Source organism: Candidatus Omnitrophota bacterium, from assembly GCA_021735655.1.
Lineage (GTDB): Bacteria > Omnitrophota > Gorgyraeia > Duberdicusellales > 4484-171 > JAHKAJ01.
On the sequence record JAIPGM010000004.1, the window covers coordinates 1 to 15383 of the forward strand.

Annotated in this window: 14 protein-coding genes; 2 read left to right on the forward strand and 12 right to left on the reverse strand. The window is 37.4% G+C overall.

What is annotated here, in order from left to right; all coding sequences use genetic code 11:
• Positions 1-234: 234 nt before the first annotated feature.
• The 6 genes from otsB to K9L86_04185 are packed head-to-tail and all read right to left on the reverse strand — an operon-like array spanning position 235 to position 7332.
• Entirely contained in the window at positions 235-1056 is an 822-nt protein-coding gene (gene otsB / locus K9L86_04160) for a trehalose-phosphatase (protein ID MCF7908046.1), read from the reverse strand.
• The gene (locus K9L86_04165) at positions 1014-2486 is read right to left on the reverse strand and encodes a trehalose-6-phosphate synthase (GenBank protein ID MCF7908047.1); all 1473 of its coding nucleotides are present in this window, start codon (positions 2484-2486) and stop codon (positions 1014-1016) included. Before K9L86_04165 ends, otsB begins: the two co-directional genes overlap by 43 nt.
• 28 nt (positions 2487-2514) lie before the next feature.
• Complete coding sequence (locus K9L86_04170) at positions 2515-3702, reverse strand: glycosyltransferase family 4 protein (protein MCF7908048.1); 1188 nt, start codon at positions 3700-3702, stop codon at positions 2515-2517.
• 1 nt (position 3703) lies between these two features.
• Positions 3704-6028, reverse strand: a complete 2325-nt coding sequence (locus tag K9L86_04175; GenBank protein MCF7908049.1) for a glycoside hydrolase family 65 protein — start codon at positions 6026-6028, stop codon at positions 3704-3706.
• A gap of 10 nt (positions 6029-6038) precedes the next feature.
• Entirely contained in the window at positions 6039-6689 is a 651-nt protein-coding gene (locus tag K9L86_04180) for a beta-phosphoglucomutase family hydrolase (protein ID MCF7908050.1), read from the reverse strand.
• On the reverse strand, positions 6679-7332 hold the full coding sequence (locus K9L86_04185; protein ID MCF7908051.1) for a mechanosensitive ion channel family protein: 654 nt from the start codon (positions 7330-7332) through the stop codon (positions 6679-6681). Before K9L86_04185 ends, K9L86_04180 begins: the two co-directional genes overlap by 11 nt.
• Positions 7333-7508: 176 nt before the next feature.
• On the opposite strand from K9L86_04185, the gene K9L86_04190 reads away from it, so the two are divergent.
• Positions 7509-7754, forward strand: a complete 246-nt coding sequence (locus K9L86_04190) for a hypothetical protein (GenBank protein MCF7908052.1) — start codon at positions 7509-7511, stop codon at positions 7752-7754.
• Positions 7755-7852: 98 nt separating this feature from the next.
• Here the strand turns inward: K9L86_04190 and fusA are convergent, their stop codons facing one another.
• Positions 7853-9949 (reverse strand): elongation factor G, encoded by a 2097-nt coding sequence (gene fusA / locus K9L86_04195; GenBank protein MCF7908053.1) that lies wholly within the window; start codon positions 9947-9949, stop codon positions 7853-7855.
• A 155-nt stretch (positions 9950-10104) separates the two neighbouring features.
• On the opposite strand from fusA, the gene K9L86_04200 reads away from it, so the two are divergent.
• Positions 10105-10971 carry a radical SAM protein gene (locus tag K9L86_04200; protein ID MCF7908054.1) on the forward strand — a complete coding sequence of 289 codons (867 nt, stop codon included), beginning with the start codon at positions 10105-10107 and terminating at the stop codon, positions 10969-10971.
• On the opposite strand, the gene K9L86_04205 is transcribed toward K9L86_04200, so the two are convergent.
• From K9L86_04205 to K9L86_04225, 5 genes are all read right to left on the reverse strand, one after another.
• Positions 10963-11301 (reverse strand): OsmC family protein, encoded by a 339-nt coding sequence (locus tag K9L86_04205; protein ID MCF7908055.1) that lies wholly within the window; start codon positions 11299-11301, stop codon positions 10963-10965. The two genes, K9L86_04200 and K9L86_04205, sit on opposite strands and share 9 nt — an antisense overlap.
• Before the next feature lies 1 nt (position 11302).
• Positions 11303-13024: a ferrous iron transporter B gene (locus K9L86_04210; protein ID MCF7908056.1), complete on the reverse strand. Its 1722-nt coding sequence runs from the start codon at positions 13022-13024 to the stop codon at positions 11303-11305.
• Positions 13021-13248, reverse strand: coding sequence for a ferrous iron transport protein A (locus K9L86_04215; GenBank protein MCF7908057.1), 228 nt, complete (start codon positions 13246-13248; stop codon positions 13021-13023). Before K9L86_04215 ends, K9L86_04210 begins: the two co-directional genes overlap by 4 nt.
• Positions 13248-13652: a transcriptional repressor gene (locus tag K9L86_04220; GenBank protein MCF7908058.1), complete on the reverse strand. Its 405-nt coding sequence runs from the start codon at positions 13650-13652 to the stop codon at positions 13248-13250. Before K9L86_04220 ends, K9L86_04215 begins: the two co-directional genes overlap by 1 nt.
• 85 nt (positions 13653-13737) lie before the next feature.
• Positions 13738-15381, reverse strand: coding sequence for a cation:proton antiporter (locus tag K9L86_04225; GenBank protein ID MCF7908059.1), 1644 nt, complete (start codon positions 15379-15381; stop codon positions 13738-13740).
• Positions 15382-15383 lie beyond the last annotated feature (2 nt).

Genomic DNA, 15383 nt, shown 5'->3' on the forward strand with positions numbered 1-15383 from the left:
TCTCCTTTACGGGGTCAATTAAGCCCCAGAAAAACAATACAACCTATAACCTATCTACTCTGTGACTATCTATTTATTCTACTGATAATCCAGAGTTTTCACCAACTATCATTGAACAATTATCGTATCATCTCCTTTATTTTGACACCTAACTTATCATAAGATAACTGAATTAGCAAGGTTTTTTCGTCTAAACTAAGACAAAAAATACATAAACTACCTTTATCCAATGAGTTAAGAAAGGCGGCTAACGCCAAAAAGAAGCTGGGTGAGCTCTCGCGGATTAGCTAAATAATATTTAGCCTTAGAGCTTTTAGATCTACCGATCCTTACCCCCAAATCAGGATCTTTAAGCAGTTTGAATACATCTTCATCGGTTAAGTCATCACCAAAAAATAATGTAAGATCGTTCTTTGCCTTTCTAAGCTTTTTATGAAAAAACTGAACGCTATCAGCCTTACTAAATGCTATATTTGGTCTTAGCTCTAAAACTTTTTTTCCGGAACCAATTTTAAGAAGCTTGGCCTTTAAAAAGGGCTTACTGGTTTCTTTAAATATCTTAATAACTGTTCTCTGCTTGCTCAAAAGCACCTTGCGATAATGCACTGCCAGGATTGCCCCCTTATCCTCTATAACAACTCCACCGATATCATTTAAACTTTTAGCCAGCTGCGATTTTGCTTTTTTTATAACCGCTCTAGATTTTATTTGCAGCTTAGGATTTAATAGTACCTTTTTCTTATACTCTATCTCCAAGCCATGCCCACCGGCATAAAAAATATCTTTTAAACCAACTCTTTTTTTAACATCCCTAAGCGATCTTCCGCTAATTATGCCAACTACAAACCGTCGGTTTCCAGCCAGTTTTTTTAAGCTTTTTTTTGTCGAAAGAGGAACCCTTGCTAAGTGAGGATTTCGAACTATCGGCGAAAGAGTTCCGTCGTAATCAAAAAAGATAAAAACTCTCTTTCTGCTCTTTAAAACTTTGCTTAAATATTCTTTGGTGAGTTTTATCACTCTTCTTGGGGGATTTCTGAAACTATTTGACCAATCCATTTCCAGATATCGTTACGTTGAACAATCTGACGCAACTTTCTCATTCTTTTCTTCCTTGCTAAATCATTAAGGGTAAGTGCCTTATAGATGGCTTCGCTGGTTTCTTCAGTATTATAAGGATTCACCAAAAAGGCTTCCCGGAGCTCGCGGCTGGCGCCGGTAAATCGACTTAAAACCAAAGCTCCTTTATCGTCGGCCTTGGCTGAAACAAACTCCTTAGCTACCAAGTTCATTCCGTCATGAAGTGAAGTAACAATGCAGGTGTCAGCTATTTTATAAAAAGCTACCACTTCTTCAAAATTAAGATGACGACGTAGAAAGACGATTGGTTTCCAGGAATTCTGAGAATGCTTAAAATTAACTTCTTCGACTAAAGCGTTGACCGTTTCATTAAGTTGTTTATATTGAGAAAGGTGAATTCGCGATATTTCTCCCATCTGGATAAAAACCATCTTTTCTTTTAACTCCGGATATTTATCTAACAACTTATCCACGGCCTGAATCCTTTCAACAATACCTTTGGTATAATCGATACGATCTAAACCGACAACCACTTTATAATTTTTTAGCCCGAATTCTTCATAAAGAGACTTGGCTAATTCTTCAACTTTCGGGCTTTGGGCAGTTTTGTTGATACCGTCAAAATCGACACTGATTGGGTAAGCGCGAACTAAAGATTTACGTCCTTTATACACCACTAATTGCCGCTCTTTATTGATCTTAGCTTCAATTTCATTAGCGACAGCATCGAAAAAATTATTACAAAAATAATTGATATGAAAACCGATCATATCGTAAGAGAGCAGTCCATCTAGCAACTCCTGTTTCTGAGGTAAAATTCTAAAAACATCATAAGTCGGCCAAGGAATATGCCAAAACATAAGAGTAATCGCCTCGGGATTTATTTCCTTTAAATACTTACTGACTAAAGCTAAATGATAATCCTGGACAAAGACGATCGCCTTTTTGCCTTTTATTTCTTTATTGATATTTTGAGCAAACTTTTTATTAACCTGTTTATAAATCTTCCAATGCTCATTACTAAAGTCAGGCTGGACAAAAACTAAATGCGAAAGCGGCCAAAGCCCCTGGTTAGAATATCCATAATAATACCCTAGGTTTTCTTCCTTGCTAAGCCAAATATAGCGTAAATCATAAGAGGGGTTTTCCGGTGGTACTTTTACCTTAGCATTTTTAGCTACTAACTTGTCCCCATCGCCACTGCTACAGCAAACCCAGGTACCTTTCAATTCACGCATTATCGGGTCAAGGGCAGTAATTACTCCGCCTGGTCCACGGCTGCATTCAATTTTACCTCGAAATAATTTATGAACATAAGGCTGGCGATTAGACGCAACCACAAAAGAATAGTCAGAAAATCTTTTCTTTAATAGATCAAGAACTGTTTTTTTGCTCCAGGCTCTTAGCATAATTTTTAAACTGTAAAAAAAAATATTTTTAAGCTTTAGCTAAAGTTTTTTGATAAACTGCTAAAGTATTTTTAGCAACGTCTTCTTTGGTGTATTGTGACTCAACAATTTGCCGTCCAGTATAGCCAAAACGATGAGCTAACTTTTTATCTTCAAGCAACTGGCAAGCTTTTGCGGCCAAAGCTTCAAAATCCTTCATTTTAACAATGAACCCATTTATTCCATCTTTAATGATTTCTGGCATACCACCCATGTCAGTAACTATTATCGGTTTAGCCATTGACATTGCTTCAAGCATGGTAAGGCCAAAAGGCTCACAAGCGGTCGAAGGGTAAAAACAAAGCGTACTTAATTCATAAAGTTCTTTAACCTCATCTAAAGTGTACATATTAATCAATATGTTTTTCTCCATTTTGAAATGCTTCACTAAATCTACCAAGTAAGCAATGTCTTTCTCTTGAGTCCCGCCCCAATCAATAATATTTTTTGAACCAGCTAAGACCAAAATCACGTTCGGGTCTTTTTGTCGAACGATATTCACAGCCTTAATACTAGTATCACAACCTTTAGCTAGGCCAATTCTCGCCGGATGAAATATAATATTTTTTCCTTTTAGCTGCGGATAAGTTTTTAATATTTTTTTTGTACTGCCCCCCGGCTTAAACCTATCCTGATCAACCCCGTGATGAATAGTAGTAATCTCAACATCGTCAACACCAATACCAATCATTTCTTTTTTTATAAAATGGCTTACTGCAATAATATGTGACCAATTTGTCTTGTGGGTTAACTCTAAATAAAGGATGTCGTCCCAAACGTTATGGGCGGTAAGAATTAACGGGATACCTCTTTTTTGACACATTTTCTCAAGGGTCTTAATATGTATCTTGCTAAAATAATGCATATTGTGGACATGGACAACATCAGGTTTGTTTTTCTCTAAAAAATTAAAAAACAGCTCTTCGATTTCATCTTCAAGGCCAGATAAGCCACGCTTAAACAACCAGTTTAAATCCATCAGCGGGGTCCGAAAAATACTAACCCCTTCATAGTCCTGTTCGCCGCTTAAACCACTAACTGAACAAGTCAAAAGACTCACCCGATGGCCCATTTTTACTAATTCCGGAAGCAATATGGTCAGATGAGTTTCAACTCCCCCAATTATCGGAGGAAACCCCCAATGAAAATGAGAAATATTAAGCTTCTTTTTATTCATACTAATAGTAATCCTCCTTTTTAAACCCATTAGGCCCACTTTTGAAATTATGGGTCATGTTAGTTTTAACATTAATTAATTTACCAAAAATAACAATTTTAACTTGCTTATGCTTTGAAGAATTTATCTTTAATTTAACTAAAGAATTAGTTACTTCAAGTTGTAAATTATCTCCTTTCCAGCTTAAACTAAAAACTAACTTTCGCCAAGAATGTGGCATCCGAGGACTAATCGACAGCTCTTCCTTTTTAATTTTAATCCCAGCAAAACCAAAAACCAAAGCTTGCCAGGTTCCGCCTAAAGAAGCAGCATGCATTCCTTCGGGAGTATTCCCATAAAGATTACTGATATCCGTACGCAAAGAAACATTAAAAAGATTGTAGGCGCGATGAAGATCACCAACCTCACAAGCAATCAAAGCGTGCATCGGAGCACTTAAGGATGACTTATGCACTGTTCGCGAAATATAAAAATCATAATTCGCCTCCTTAGTAGCTGGGCTAAAAACATCATCAAGCAAAACCATCAACATTAAAACATCCGCCTGCTTAATGATCTGAGTTTTGCTTAAATTCTTGGCTTTAATTGTAGCTGGAATTAACAAAATTCCATTTTCGTCAGCTCGATTAAGAGCAACTTTCTTAAGACCAAAATAACCATCAAATTGCTCAATAATTTTTTTCTTATTGAATCTTATAGTTATTTGTGAAGCAATTTTTTTCCACTGACGTATCTCCTTATCATTAATCCCAAGCTTTTTTATTAATTTTTCATAAAAACCGGATCTTGTTTTTAGGCTAGTCAACAATTTAGCTGCTGTAATTAGATTCCATTTAGCAATCATATTAGTAAAAGCATTATTATTAACATCTACATGAAATTCATCTGGGCCAATCACATGACAAATATCACATTTTTTATTTTTGCTGTTATAGGTTACCCGAGAAGCCCAAAAGCGAGCGCTCTCAGCAATAATTTCATAGCCATAACTATCCATGAACGACTCATCTTTAGTGGCCACATAGTATTTATAGGTTGCGTAAGCTATGTCGGCAGTAATATGGTGTTCCATCTTGTGGGTATGTATTTTAATAATTGTACGGTCGAAATCATGGGCCCACTCCGGAGTCTCCTCCTGGCCGGTATCGGCTGACTCCCAAGCAAACTGAGCACCGCGATACCCATTCTGCTTAGCGATCTCTCGAGAAGCATTTAGGCGCTTGTAGCGATAAATTAACATGTTCTTGGCTATATTAGGAAAAGTGAAAAGATAGAAAGGAAGAAGAAAAATCTCAGCATCCCAAAAAATATGCCCTCGATAGCCTTCGCCGCTTAAAGTTCTAGCACCTATGCTTGATAAGCCATTGTCGCTGTGCGCACAAATAAGCATATGGTAAATATTAAACCGCATATTTTGTTGAAGGTTGGCTGTTCCCTCAATAATAACGTCAGCCTTCCTCCAAAGCTTATCCCAAGCAAAGATATGATTTTTGAGCAGACTGGAAAAATCACTATTAAAAGCCTTATCGAATATACCAAAAGTATTTTTCTTTTGAACCAGATAACTGCTTTTGTAAGGAAAATGTTTAATACAAAAAACCTTAGTAAAAACTACCGTTTGGCCTTTTTTAAGCTTAAGGCGAAAAACATTATCCTCAGCTACTATTTTTTTTCCGTCAATTGTATAGTAAAATCCGGCCCAATAAACAATAGTATACTTTTTATCAAAAGTTTCAGCGACCAAATACCCAGCCCGGCGATGCTGACCCAATTCTTTAACTCGAAAATGTTTTTTCCTGCCTTCGCTTAAAACTCCGGCATTAGAAACTGAGGTATCGATTCCCGTATTAACATCAACCGTGCAAGCCGAATCGAGCGGGGTAAGCACTGTCTGCATAACACCGATATTTTTGTTATGCTGAGAAAGAAACCGTAAAGATTGATATTCATAGCGGTTTTTTTTAACGTCTTGATATAAGGTATTTCTGACTAAAAGGGCCTTTTTCATATTCAAGGTACGCCGATGTCTAACAACATCCATGGCAACAGCATCGATTTTTTCACCTTCAACCGAAAATTTAAAATTAATCGGATTCGGTAAATTAACCATCTCGCTTACTTGAGCGGCCATCTTATCGTAAAGCCCAGCGATAAAAGTTGCTGGCGAAGAATCATAAGGAATTTCTTCATAGATTCCTCGTGAACCTAAATAACCATTGCCTAAAGCAAACTGCGCCTCACGGATATTCTGAATATCTTTGGAAAATTCAGTTTCTTTAATTAACCAAAGGTCATCAGCTGTGTAAGTAGAATAAATATTTTTCATAATCAGTATTTTAAGAAAATAACCCTTCAAGCTTTTGAAAGTTAAGCTCTGAAAGGTCAGAACAAACTATATCTGCTTTTGAAAGGCGCTCCGGTTTTTGATAACGATCAATCCCTATCGATTTCATCTTAGCTCGATTTGCCGCCTCAATACCTAAAACAGCATCTTCAAATACAAGGCAAACATCAGAAGTCAAATTTAGTTTTTCGGCAGCTAAAAGAAATACATCCGGCTCTGGTTTCCCTTTTTTAACATCATTACCAGTAAGAATAACATCAAACAAACTATCAACGCCGACTCGCTTTAAAATAAAAAGACAGTTTTTGCTCGAAGAAATCACCGCTACTTTTATATTTTGGGCTTTTAGCTCCTTTACCAAATCTATAGTACTCTGATAGACCTCTACGCCGTCTCTCTCTAAAAATTCAAGAAAATAAATCTGTTTTCGAGCTGCCGCGACCATAAGTTCCTGATCAGATAGATCGGTAAGAACTGCCCGGGCACCGCTAATTCTTGGAATGCCATCTACCTTTTGCTTATAATCTTCAAAGCTAAACTCCTTACCGTATTCAGAAAACATCTTTTGCCAAGCTTTAAAATGCAAAGACACCGTATGAACAATAACCCCGTCTAAGTCAAAAATTGCCCCCTTAAAGCCCATTGATTTTCCTTTCTTCTCCGTAAGTATAATTAATAATCTTACTTTTACTTAAATCTAAATTAGGAACAATAATTATAGCTTTATCCTGAGCTAGAAATTTTGACCTTCGGACACCAATTTCAAGAACTTCAGCCACTTCGCCAGAAGGGATCTTAATTGAATCGCCAATCCGAAAAGGTTGATCAATCATAATCATGAACCCAGAAATAATATTAGCTATTGTATCCTGAGCGGCTAAAGCAATCGCTAAAGAACCCACGCCTAAAGTAGTGATAAGGGCGCTTATATTAATACCATAAAGTGGCAAAATTATTAAAAGAGCAATAATCCAAGTGATTATTTTAAGCACTCTGCGGGCAAGCGGAATTAACTCATCATCAAGACGAGTTTTAGTTTTAGCGGCTACGTTTTCTTTGTACCATTCGGTTATTGCCCCGATCACTCTCTGAACAATAAAGCCTATAATCAGAATTAGTACAGTGGCTGAGTACTTCTTTAAACTATTATGTAAGTCCAATGAGATATAACTCGAAATTTTTAGCCGATAGAAAATATAACTGCCGAGAAAACAACCAAAAAGACAAACCGGAAAAAATATCTTTTTAACTATTTCCCAACTAACTTTTTTTGATATATTGTTCATAACCGGCCACCTTCAATCTGCAAAAAAATAGCCAAAATTAGACTCTTTTGACTAACTATTGAAGCATCAGTTTTTTATTATAGCATAAAGGAGGCTTTGAGAAAGATAAATTTTATAAGGCTATAGGGGCTTATTTGGGTAGCTTAAGGATAATAAAACCTATTAAAATATAAGCTATGCCCCCGACCCTAAATAAAATTAGCGGCTGGTTTGAGGACCATTCGATTAACTTATCAGCAGCTTTGCTTTTTAGAATAAAAAAGGCTTTAAAAACTCCGATGATTCCGATTAGAGCGATCAACTTAGGAATGAGCCCAAAGGCTTTAAAAGAAACTGAAATTAAACTCGAGGCCAAAAAAAGGGTTATAAAAAATAAAACTCTTTTAATTTTTTTGAAACTCTTTTTACGCAGTCTTTTCTGAAGTAGCTGCGGCCAAATAAAAAACAAAATTCCCAAAATGATCCAAAGCCAAGCGATAAAATTTAAAATCATAAATTTATTATACCATAGAAAGGTATTCTATTTCTTATCTTTTTTTTGCCTCTCTTCTAATATCTTCTCAGATATAGATGAAGGGACCTCAACATACTTTTCAAAATGCATAGTATAGTTGCCGCGACCACTGCTTAGAGAACGTAAAGCAGTTGCATAGCCAAACATCTCGGCTAAAGGAGCCTCGGCTGAAATAATCTGTTGATTGGCCTTAGTCTCGATACCTAAAACTTTACCACGACGTGAACAGATATTCCCGACAACATTACCAACAAACTCTTCAGGCGTAGTCACCTCAAGCGACATGCACGGCTCAAGCAATACTGGAGCGCCCTTTAAAAAACCCTTCTTAAAACACTGAGCTGCCGCCAATTTAAAAGCTAACTCTGAAGAATCAACATCGTGATATGAACCATCAATGAGGTTCACCTTAACGTCAACTACCGGATATCCAGCATAAGCCCCTTTCTGCATCGCACCGATTACACCTTTCTCTACTGCTGGTATATACTCCTTAGGGATTCTACCGCCAACAACGCTATTCTTAAACTCAAAGCCTTCTCCGGGAGCAGTTGGGATGATCTCCATCTCAACATGTCCATATTGACCACGGCCGCCAGTCTGCTTTTGATGTTTATATTCTTGAGTAACTTTAGTTAAAATTGTCTCCCGGTAAGCTACCTTAGGTTGGCCAACTATCGCCTGTACACTAAATTCATGTTTTAAGCGATCAACTATAACCTCTAAATGTAGTTCTCCCATTCCTGAAATAATGGTCTCATCAGTCTCTTTATCGCTATGCACAGTAAAAGTGGGGTCTTCTTCAGCTAGCTTTAATAAAGCCTTGCCGATTTTATCTTGATCATCACGGCTCTCAGGCTTAACACTAATTGACATAACCGGAGCCGGGAATTCTATAGCCTCAAGCAAGAGGGGATGATCAGGATCGCAAAGTGTATCGCCGGTTACCGTATGATCAAAACCAATTGCGGCAGCAATATCACCGGCATAAATCGTTGATCTATTCTCGCGTTGGTTAGCATGCATCTGTAAAATTCTTCCTACTCGTTCTTTACGTTCCTTGGTAACATTAAGAACATAGCTTCCTGCATCCAGCTTGCCGGAATAAACTCTAAAATAAACTAACTTACCCATATGTGGATCAGCCTGAACCTTAAAAGCAAGCGCTGAGAAAGGTTCATCGTCTTTAGGGTGCCTTTCGATAATCTTATCGGCATTTCCCGGTTCATGTCCCTTAATGGTTGGCTGGTCACTGGGAGCCGGCAAATAAAGTATTACTGCATCAAGTAATTTCTGAACACCTTTATTGCGAAATGCCGAACCACAAAGGACTGGAACGATTTGATTAGCAATAGTTCCCTTTCTTATAGCTGGAATCAATTCATCAGCACTTATTTTATCTTCAGATTCAAGATACTTCTCCATCAGCGAATCTTCCAACTCAACAGCTTTTTCAACCATAATATGGTGATACTTTTTAGCCAACTCAGAAAGTTCCTGAGGTATATCTTCAATATGAAAGTTTTTTCCTAAAGAATCATTATCATAAATATAGGCCTTCATCTCCATGAGATCGATTATGCCGCGAAAATTATCTTCAGCCCCAATCGGAATTTGCAAAGGAATTACATTGGCTCCTAAATCAAACTCGATGCTCTTTAATACTTCAAAAAAGTCAGCTCCAACCCGATCCATCTTATTAACAAAAGCTATTTTAGGAACACTATATTTATCTGACTGTCGCCAGACCGTCTCTGACTGTGGCTCAACTCCACCAACAGCACAAAATAAAGCAACCGCGCCATCGAGAACACGCAATGACCTTTCGACCTCCACCGTAAAATCAACGTGACCAGGAGTATCAATAATATTTATTCGATGCTCCTTCCAAAAACAGGTTGTAGCCGCTGAAGTTATAGTTATTCCCCGCTCTTGCTCCTGCTTCATCCAGTCCATCTGGGCTGCTCCGTCATGAACCTCACCAATCTTGTGCGACCGTCCAGTATAAAAAAGAGTTCTTTCGGTAAGCGTAGTCTTCCCAGCATCAATATGAGCCATAATCCCAATATTTCTTACTTTTTTTAGTTCAACTTGTCGAGCCATCTTTCACCTCACAAAATCCTTTATTTTATTACCTTTTTAGCTTCTACCTTAACAAATTAAAAAGACCCGTTATTATAACCAACCATCTAGAGAAATCAACCTTTTTTTAGCCTATTGACTAAATAGGTCATTTATTAGAATATAGAAATAACACCATGAATTTAATTACTCCTTTTGACCCTTGGCAAAGCAAACTTTGCACCTGTCCAACTAAATATAGCTTATCAGCCTATACGGGTTGCTCACATGGTTGTCTCTACTGTTATGCCTCATCATATATAAGAAAGTTTGACTCACCACGGCCTAAAAAAGACTTTTTAAAAAAGCTTGAAACCGAAGTTAAAAAAATTACTCCTGGATCAACTATAACTATCGCTAATTCCTCTGACCCCTATCAATCTTTAGAAAAAAAATTACAGCTAACCAGGAAAACTTTAGAAATATTAAAAAACTACGATTTAAAAATAAACCTAGTTACAAAGTCGTCATTGATTTTACGCGATATAAAAATATTAGAAGCTATTAATCGTAAACAAAGGATTGTTGCTTGCATTTCTTTAACTACTCCTAATGAAAAGTTGGCTAAGAAACTTGAACCAGGAGCCTCAACAGTAAAGGAACGCTTAAAAACAATTAAACTGCTCGCTAAAAAAATTCCAATAGCTGTGCGACTAGACCCTTTAATCTATCCCTTAACTACAGAGAAAATTGAGGATATGATAAAAAATTTAAAAACTGTCGGAGCAAAACAAATTATTACCTCAACTTACAAAACCAAGCCAGACAATTTTAAAAAAATGATCGCTGGTTTTAACCAATTTAAAAAACTCTGGGAAGAACTTTACTTAAAACAAGGTCAACGAAAAAATCAGTATATTTACCTGCCCTTTAAAATTAGAAAAGAGTTAATAGAAAAAGTGCGCAATGTTACCTTGAGTTATGGTTTGAAATTTTCCAGCTGCCGGGAAGGGTTTGAGGAATTAAATACTTCTGGTTGCGACGGGTCTTCCTTTCTAGAGTAAATCGATCTCTACTTCCTTGGTATTTAGAAGAGTATTGTGCACCGGGCAATTGTGAATAAACCTCAAGAATACCTCTTTTTTATCTCCTAACTGAGCATCGGTGTCTACTTTAACCTTGATGTCAACAATCCTGGCCGGGCTTTCAGTGGTTAATTCACCAGTCACCATAATTTCAAGCTTTGTAAATGCTATCGCATGGCGCTCCAAATATTTATTAGCATATACTCCAATACAACCTCCCAAAGCCGAAAGCAATACTTCCAAAAAATTTGCCTGACCAAACTGAGACTCTTTACCCTTTGAAAATTGTAATTTAACTCTTACTTCCATTTTACACTCCACTCAAAGAAAGAATGACATTTAAACCAAAACCAACCAAAACAGCCACTATAAGCATAATACAAACTGATTTTAACATATCCTTAATACCTAACTCCTTAATTAATACGACAAAAGTAGCGATGCAAGGAAAGTATACTGCCAGCACTGTTGATCCGACAATCAGCTGTCTTAAACTTAAATCAAGCGGCCTAAGCATTCCTACAGCCACATCCTTTCTTAAAAAACCAATCACCAGTGCTCCGATTGCCTCTTTAGGCAATCCCCAAAGACGAGTAACTAAAGGTGAAAGAATAACTGCTAAAAAGTCAATTATCTTTAGAAAAAAAAGAACATTTACTACCAATATTCCCAAAAGCACTAAAGGTAAGGCTTCTCTTAAAAATCCGCTTATCCTAATCCAGAGTTTCTTTAACACGCCAACTAAATGCGGCCGGCGATAGGGAGGAATTTCTAATAATATTTCCGGACTTATACCTTTAGTAAAAGCATTAAGCAACCAACCCAAGATTAACCAAAGACAAAACAAAGTCCCTAAAACAATCGCTATGTACTGGCCGCCAAAACGACCCAAAATATTTATAATCATCGCTGTCTGAGCCATACAGGGAACAGCGATTGCCAAGAGAGTAGCTGAGATGAATTTTTCCCTTCTTTCCTCAAACAAACGGGTGGCTAAAGCTCCCGGCACATTGCATCCTAAACCTAAAATCATCGGAACAATAGCATAGCCATGTAACCCTAGACGGTGAAAAATTCTATCACCTAGAATTGCCAATCTCGGCAAATAACCCCAATCCTCTAATACTCCTAGAATCAAATAAAAACTAAAAATGTAAGGTAAAACCATTGCTACTGGAACATATAACCCGGTAGTCAAAATACCAAAAGAAACACCATAGTCTATACTCCCCTCGATTAGATTGCCGATAAAAATATCGTGAAGGAAGCTCCCCTCCTTTAATAAAAGACTTAGCTTCATAATTAAGGGAGTATAAATATTATTGAAAAAAGGATTAAAAACATAGTTAATTAACCCTTCACCAAGAAACCTAATTATCAAAAATGATAAAAACACGATAAAGCCGGCAATAAAAAAAGAAAACGGAGGTTTAATGCTTAAATCTTGCAAGATATCTAGAAAGCTATGATGACGATGAGTGAGTTTCTGAACTTGGGAAACTAAATCGCCAATCTCAACCCAAATCGGATTTTTAACCTTCTTTAAAGGAGAGGTGCTTGCCTGATCGATTCTTTGGACTAAGTCCTTAATTCCTTCACCGCTAAGCGCACAGGTAGCCACTACCGGAACACCTAATAATTTCTCTAGTTTAACTTTGTTAATCTCAATACCTTTATGCTTTGTTTCATCCCACATATTAAGCACCACCTGCATTGGTGTATCGGTTTTTCGAATCAACTCTAAAGTTAGATAAAGATTCCTTTCTAGATTGGTAGCATCAATTATGTTAATAATTAAATCTGCCTCTTTAAGCAACTCTACTGATACCTTTTCTGCTTTACTGGTAGGCTTTAAGCTATAGGTACCCGGGGTATCAATTATCTCGGCTTCAATGTTAAAAAATTTCATGGTACCTTTAGTAAAGGTAACTGTGGTTCCTGGATAGTTAGAAGCAATCACCTTTGTTCCGGTTAGACGCGAAAAAATTACGCTTTTGCCTACGTTAGGATTTCCAATTAAAACTACTTTCATAACTCACCTACGATAACTTTCACCGCCAGGCCACGACCGAGAGCAATCTCGGTTTGACCGGCTTTTACAATTATTGGACCATGGGTAAACATACCTCTAATTTTTTTAACTATTACCCCTTCCCTAAGGCCTAAGTTTTTAAGTTTCTCCTGAGAATTCTTGCCTCCATCTATACTCACTACCTTTGCCGCTTGGCCGTCTTTTAGTTCAACTAAATTTAACATTATTTACACTCCTTACAAATACCAACAATCCTTAAAGTATGCTTAAAAGCTTTGAAGCTTTTTTTGCGACAAGCTTGATCTTGTAATTTTTCTATATTTTTATCCTCAAATTCGATTATCTTCCCGCAGCGTAAGCAATAAAGGTGATCATGATGCTTATCGTTACCGGAAACTTCATAGATCTTAAAGCCTTTACCTAAATCAATTGCCTCTAAGATTCCTTTTTCGTAAAAAAGCTTAAGGGTCCGGAAGGTGCTAGCTCGAGAAGCCTTACTATTTTTCCGCCGAAGATTTCTTAAAACATCTTCGGCGGAAAAATGTCTCTTTCTCAAAGAAAAAATCAACTTAGCGATTTCAGCTCTGGCTTGGGTACTTCGAATATTATGCTTTAACAATAAATCCATAACTCTTCTGTTTATTGAGACTGAGTCTCAATTATACTCTAAACCCAAAAACTGTCAACAAAATATCTAATAATAATCGGGAGGGTTAACTAGCGTTTTCTAAAGAATCAACTTGTCGCTGGAGTTCAATTACTTTAGTTGAAATGAATTTTTTCAAGGATCGCCTTTCGATAAAACCTTCCATGACCCCTGCGTTATTCGTAACCGGCACGTATTCAAGATTATACCTATCAATTAACTCCTTAACCGAGAGTAATAATGACTCCGGCCGAACTGAGTCCACCGGGGGTTCCATAAAATCTACGGCTAAAAGTAAATCATTTAAACCAGTAGCCATAAATATGTTTCTTATATTATCAATGCTAATGATACCAAGAAGTTTTTTATTCTTATCGACAACCGGATAATGTGAATTGTCGCTTGCGCTAAAAATATTCAAAATTTCAGCTAAAGGTGTATTTTTATATATTAATGGCGGATTCTTATCCATTACTTCTGCGGCCAAAGTCTTGTCCATCAAATCCTCTTCACTAATATTCAAGCCAACTTCTTTGGCTTTAATCATTGCTAATTTAGTTAGGGCCGGACCGACCAATTGCAAAATAAAAGTAGTGCCGGTAATAACTATGACTATGGTATTACCAATATCGCCAGGGAAGTATTGAGCGGCCAAAATAGATAAACCAATAGCTACCCCAGCCTGGCTAAATAAACCTAAAGGTAGATAACGCTGAACTGTTTTCGGTGCTCCGGAAATACGGGCACCAAAACGAGCGCCAAATGTTTTTCCGAGCATAGTGCCAACTACATATATTCCTACCAGCAGAACCGTCGAAGGAACCATCTGGCCAAGATTTAATTTTGCACCCACCAGAACAAAAAAAAGTACATATATCGGTGGAGTAAAGGCTCCAACCAGTTTAAAAACGTCTTTACTTTTGCGCGGGCTGTAGTTAGTGGCAATCACTCCCAAAGTCATTACCGCTAACAGCATATCCACATGTATAGCCAGAGATAAACCAGCAACTAACAACACTATGCCGACAGAAAAAGCCAGCAGCCTAGCTTCTTCGGAATACTTCTTAAGAATACTAATTAACCCTAATCCGGAAAGGCAACCCACCATAATAGCCCCGCCTACCTCATACAAAGGCCAAAGAAAAGCGGTCCAAAAAGTAGTATTTACTTTGCCGATTAGGGCTCCGGCAATGCTTGAAGCAATAACAAAAAGTAACAGGGCCAGACCATCATCTAAGGCGACTATGGCCAAAATAGAACGAGTCAGAGGTCCGCGAGTTTTGTACTCACGCAATACTTCGGTGGTTGTAGCCGGGTCAGTAGCTGAAGCAATAGCACCAAAAAGCAAAGCCATAGCAAAAGACATTCTCCAATCTCCAAATAAAAACAAACCAGCAAAACCAATCAATAAGCTAACCAGAAGAAAAGGGCCAATGCCTTCACAAAAAAGAATAGTCATCATCTGTCGGCCATATTTAGAAAATACTTCTTTTTTTAACTCACCGCCAACCATGAAACCAATTAAACCTAAGGCAAAATAGTTAAACGGCTGTAAAGCCGAAACTACACTTTGGTCAACCATTCCTAAGCCTGATTCTCCAATAGCTAAACCAATAGCTATATAACCTACCACTTGGGGTATTTTCAGTTTTTGGAATAGCCGACCTCCGATAGTTCCGCCAAAAAGAGCTAGACCTAAAAGAAATAACATAT

Excerpts from the sequence above, each read along its gene's own strand:
- otsB (MCF7908046.1), bottom strand. The coding sequence starts at position 1,056 with ATGGATTGGTCAAATAGTTTCAGAAATCCCCCAAGAAGAGTGATAAAA.
- K9L86_04165 (MCF7908047.1), bottom strand. The coding sequence starts at position 2,486 with ATGCTAAGAGCCTGGAGCAAAAAAACAGTTCTTGATCTATTAAAGAAA.
- K9L86_04170 (MCF7908048.1), bottom strand. The coding sequence starts at position 3,702 with ATGAATAAAAAGAAGCTTAATATTTCTCATTTTCATTGGGGGTTTCCT.
- K9L86_04175 (MCF7908049.1), bottom strand. The coding sequence starts at position 6,028 with ATGAAAAATATTTATTCTACTTACACAGCTGATGACCTTTGGTTAATT.
- K9L86_04180 (MCF7908050.1), bottom strand. The coding sequence starts at position 6,689 with ATGGGCTTTAAGGGGGCAATTTTTGACTTAGACGGGGTTATTGTTCAT.
- K9L86_04185 (MCF7908051.1), bottom strand. The coding sequence starts at position 7,332 with ATGAACAATATATCAAAAAAAGTTAGTTGGGAAATAGTTAAAAAGATA.
- K9L86_04190 (MCF7908052.1), top strand. The coding sequence starts at position 7,509 with ATGCCCCCGACCCTAAATAAAATTAGCGGCTGGTTTGAGGACCATTCG.
- fusA (MCF7908053.1), bottom strand. The coding sequence starts at position 9,949 with ATGGCTCGACAAGTTGAACTAAAAAAAGTAAGAAATATTGGGATTATG.
- K9L86_04200 (MCF7908054.1), top strand. The coding sequence starts at position 10,105 with ATGAATTTAATTACTCCTTTTGACCCTTGGCAAAGCAAACTTTGCACC.
- K9L86_04205 (MCF7908055.1), bottom strand. The coding sequence starts at position 11,301 with ATGGAAGTAAGAGTTAAATTACAATTTTCAAAGGGTAAAGAGTCTCAG.
- K9L86_04210 (MCF7908056.1), bottom strand. The coding sequence starts at position 13,024 with ATGAAAGTAGTTTTAATTGGAAATCCTAACGTAGGCAAAAGCGTAATT.
- K9L86_04215 (MCF7908057.1), bottom strand. The coding sequence starts at position 13,248 with ATGTTAAATTTAGTTGAACTAAAAGACGGCCAAGCGGCAAAGGTAGTG.
- K9L86_04220 (MCF7908058.1), bottom strand. The coding sequence starts at position 13,652 with ATGGATTTATTGTTAAAGCATAATATTCGAAGTACCCAAGCCAGAGCT.
- K9L86_04225 (MCF7908059.1), bottom strand. The coding sequence starts at position 15,381 with ATGTTATTTCTTTTAGGTCTAGCTCTTTTTGGCGGAACTATCGGAGGT.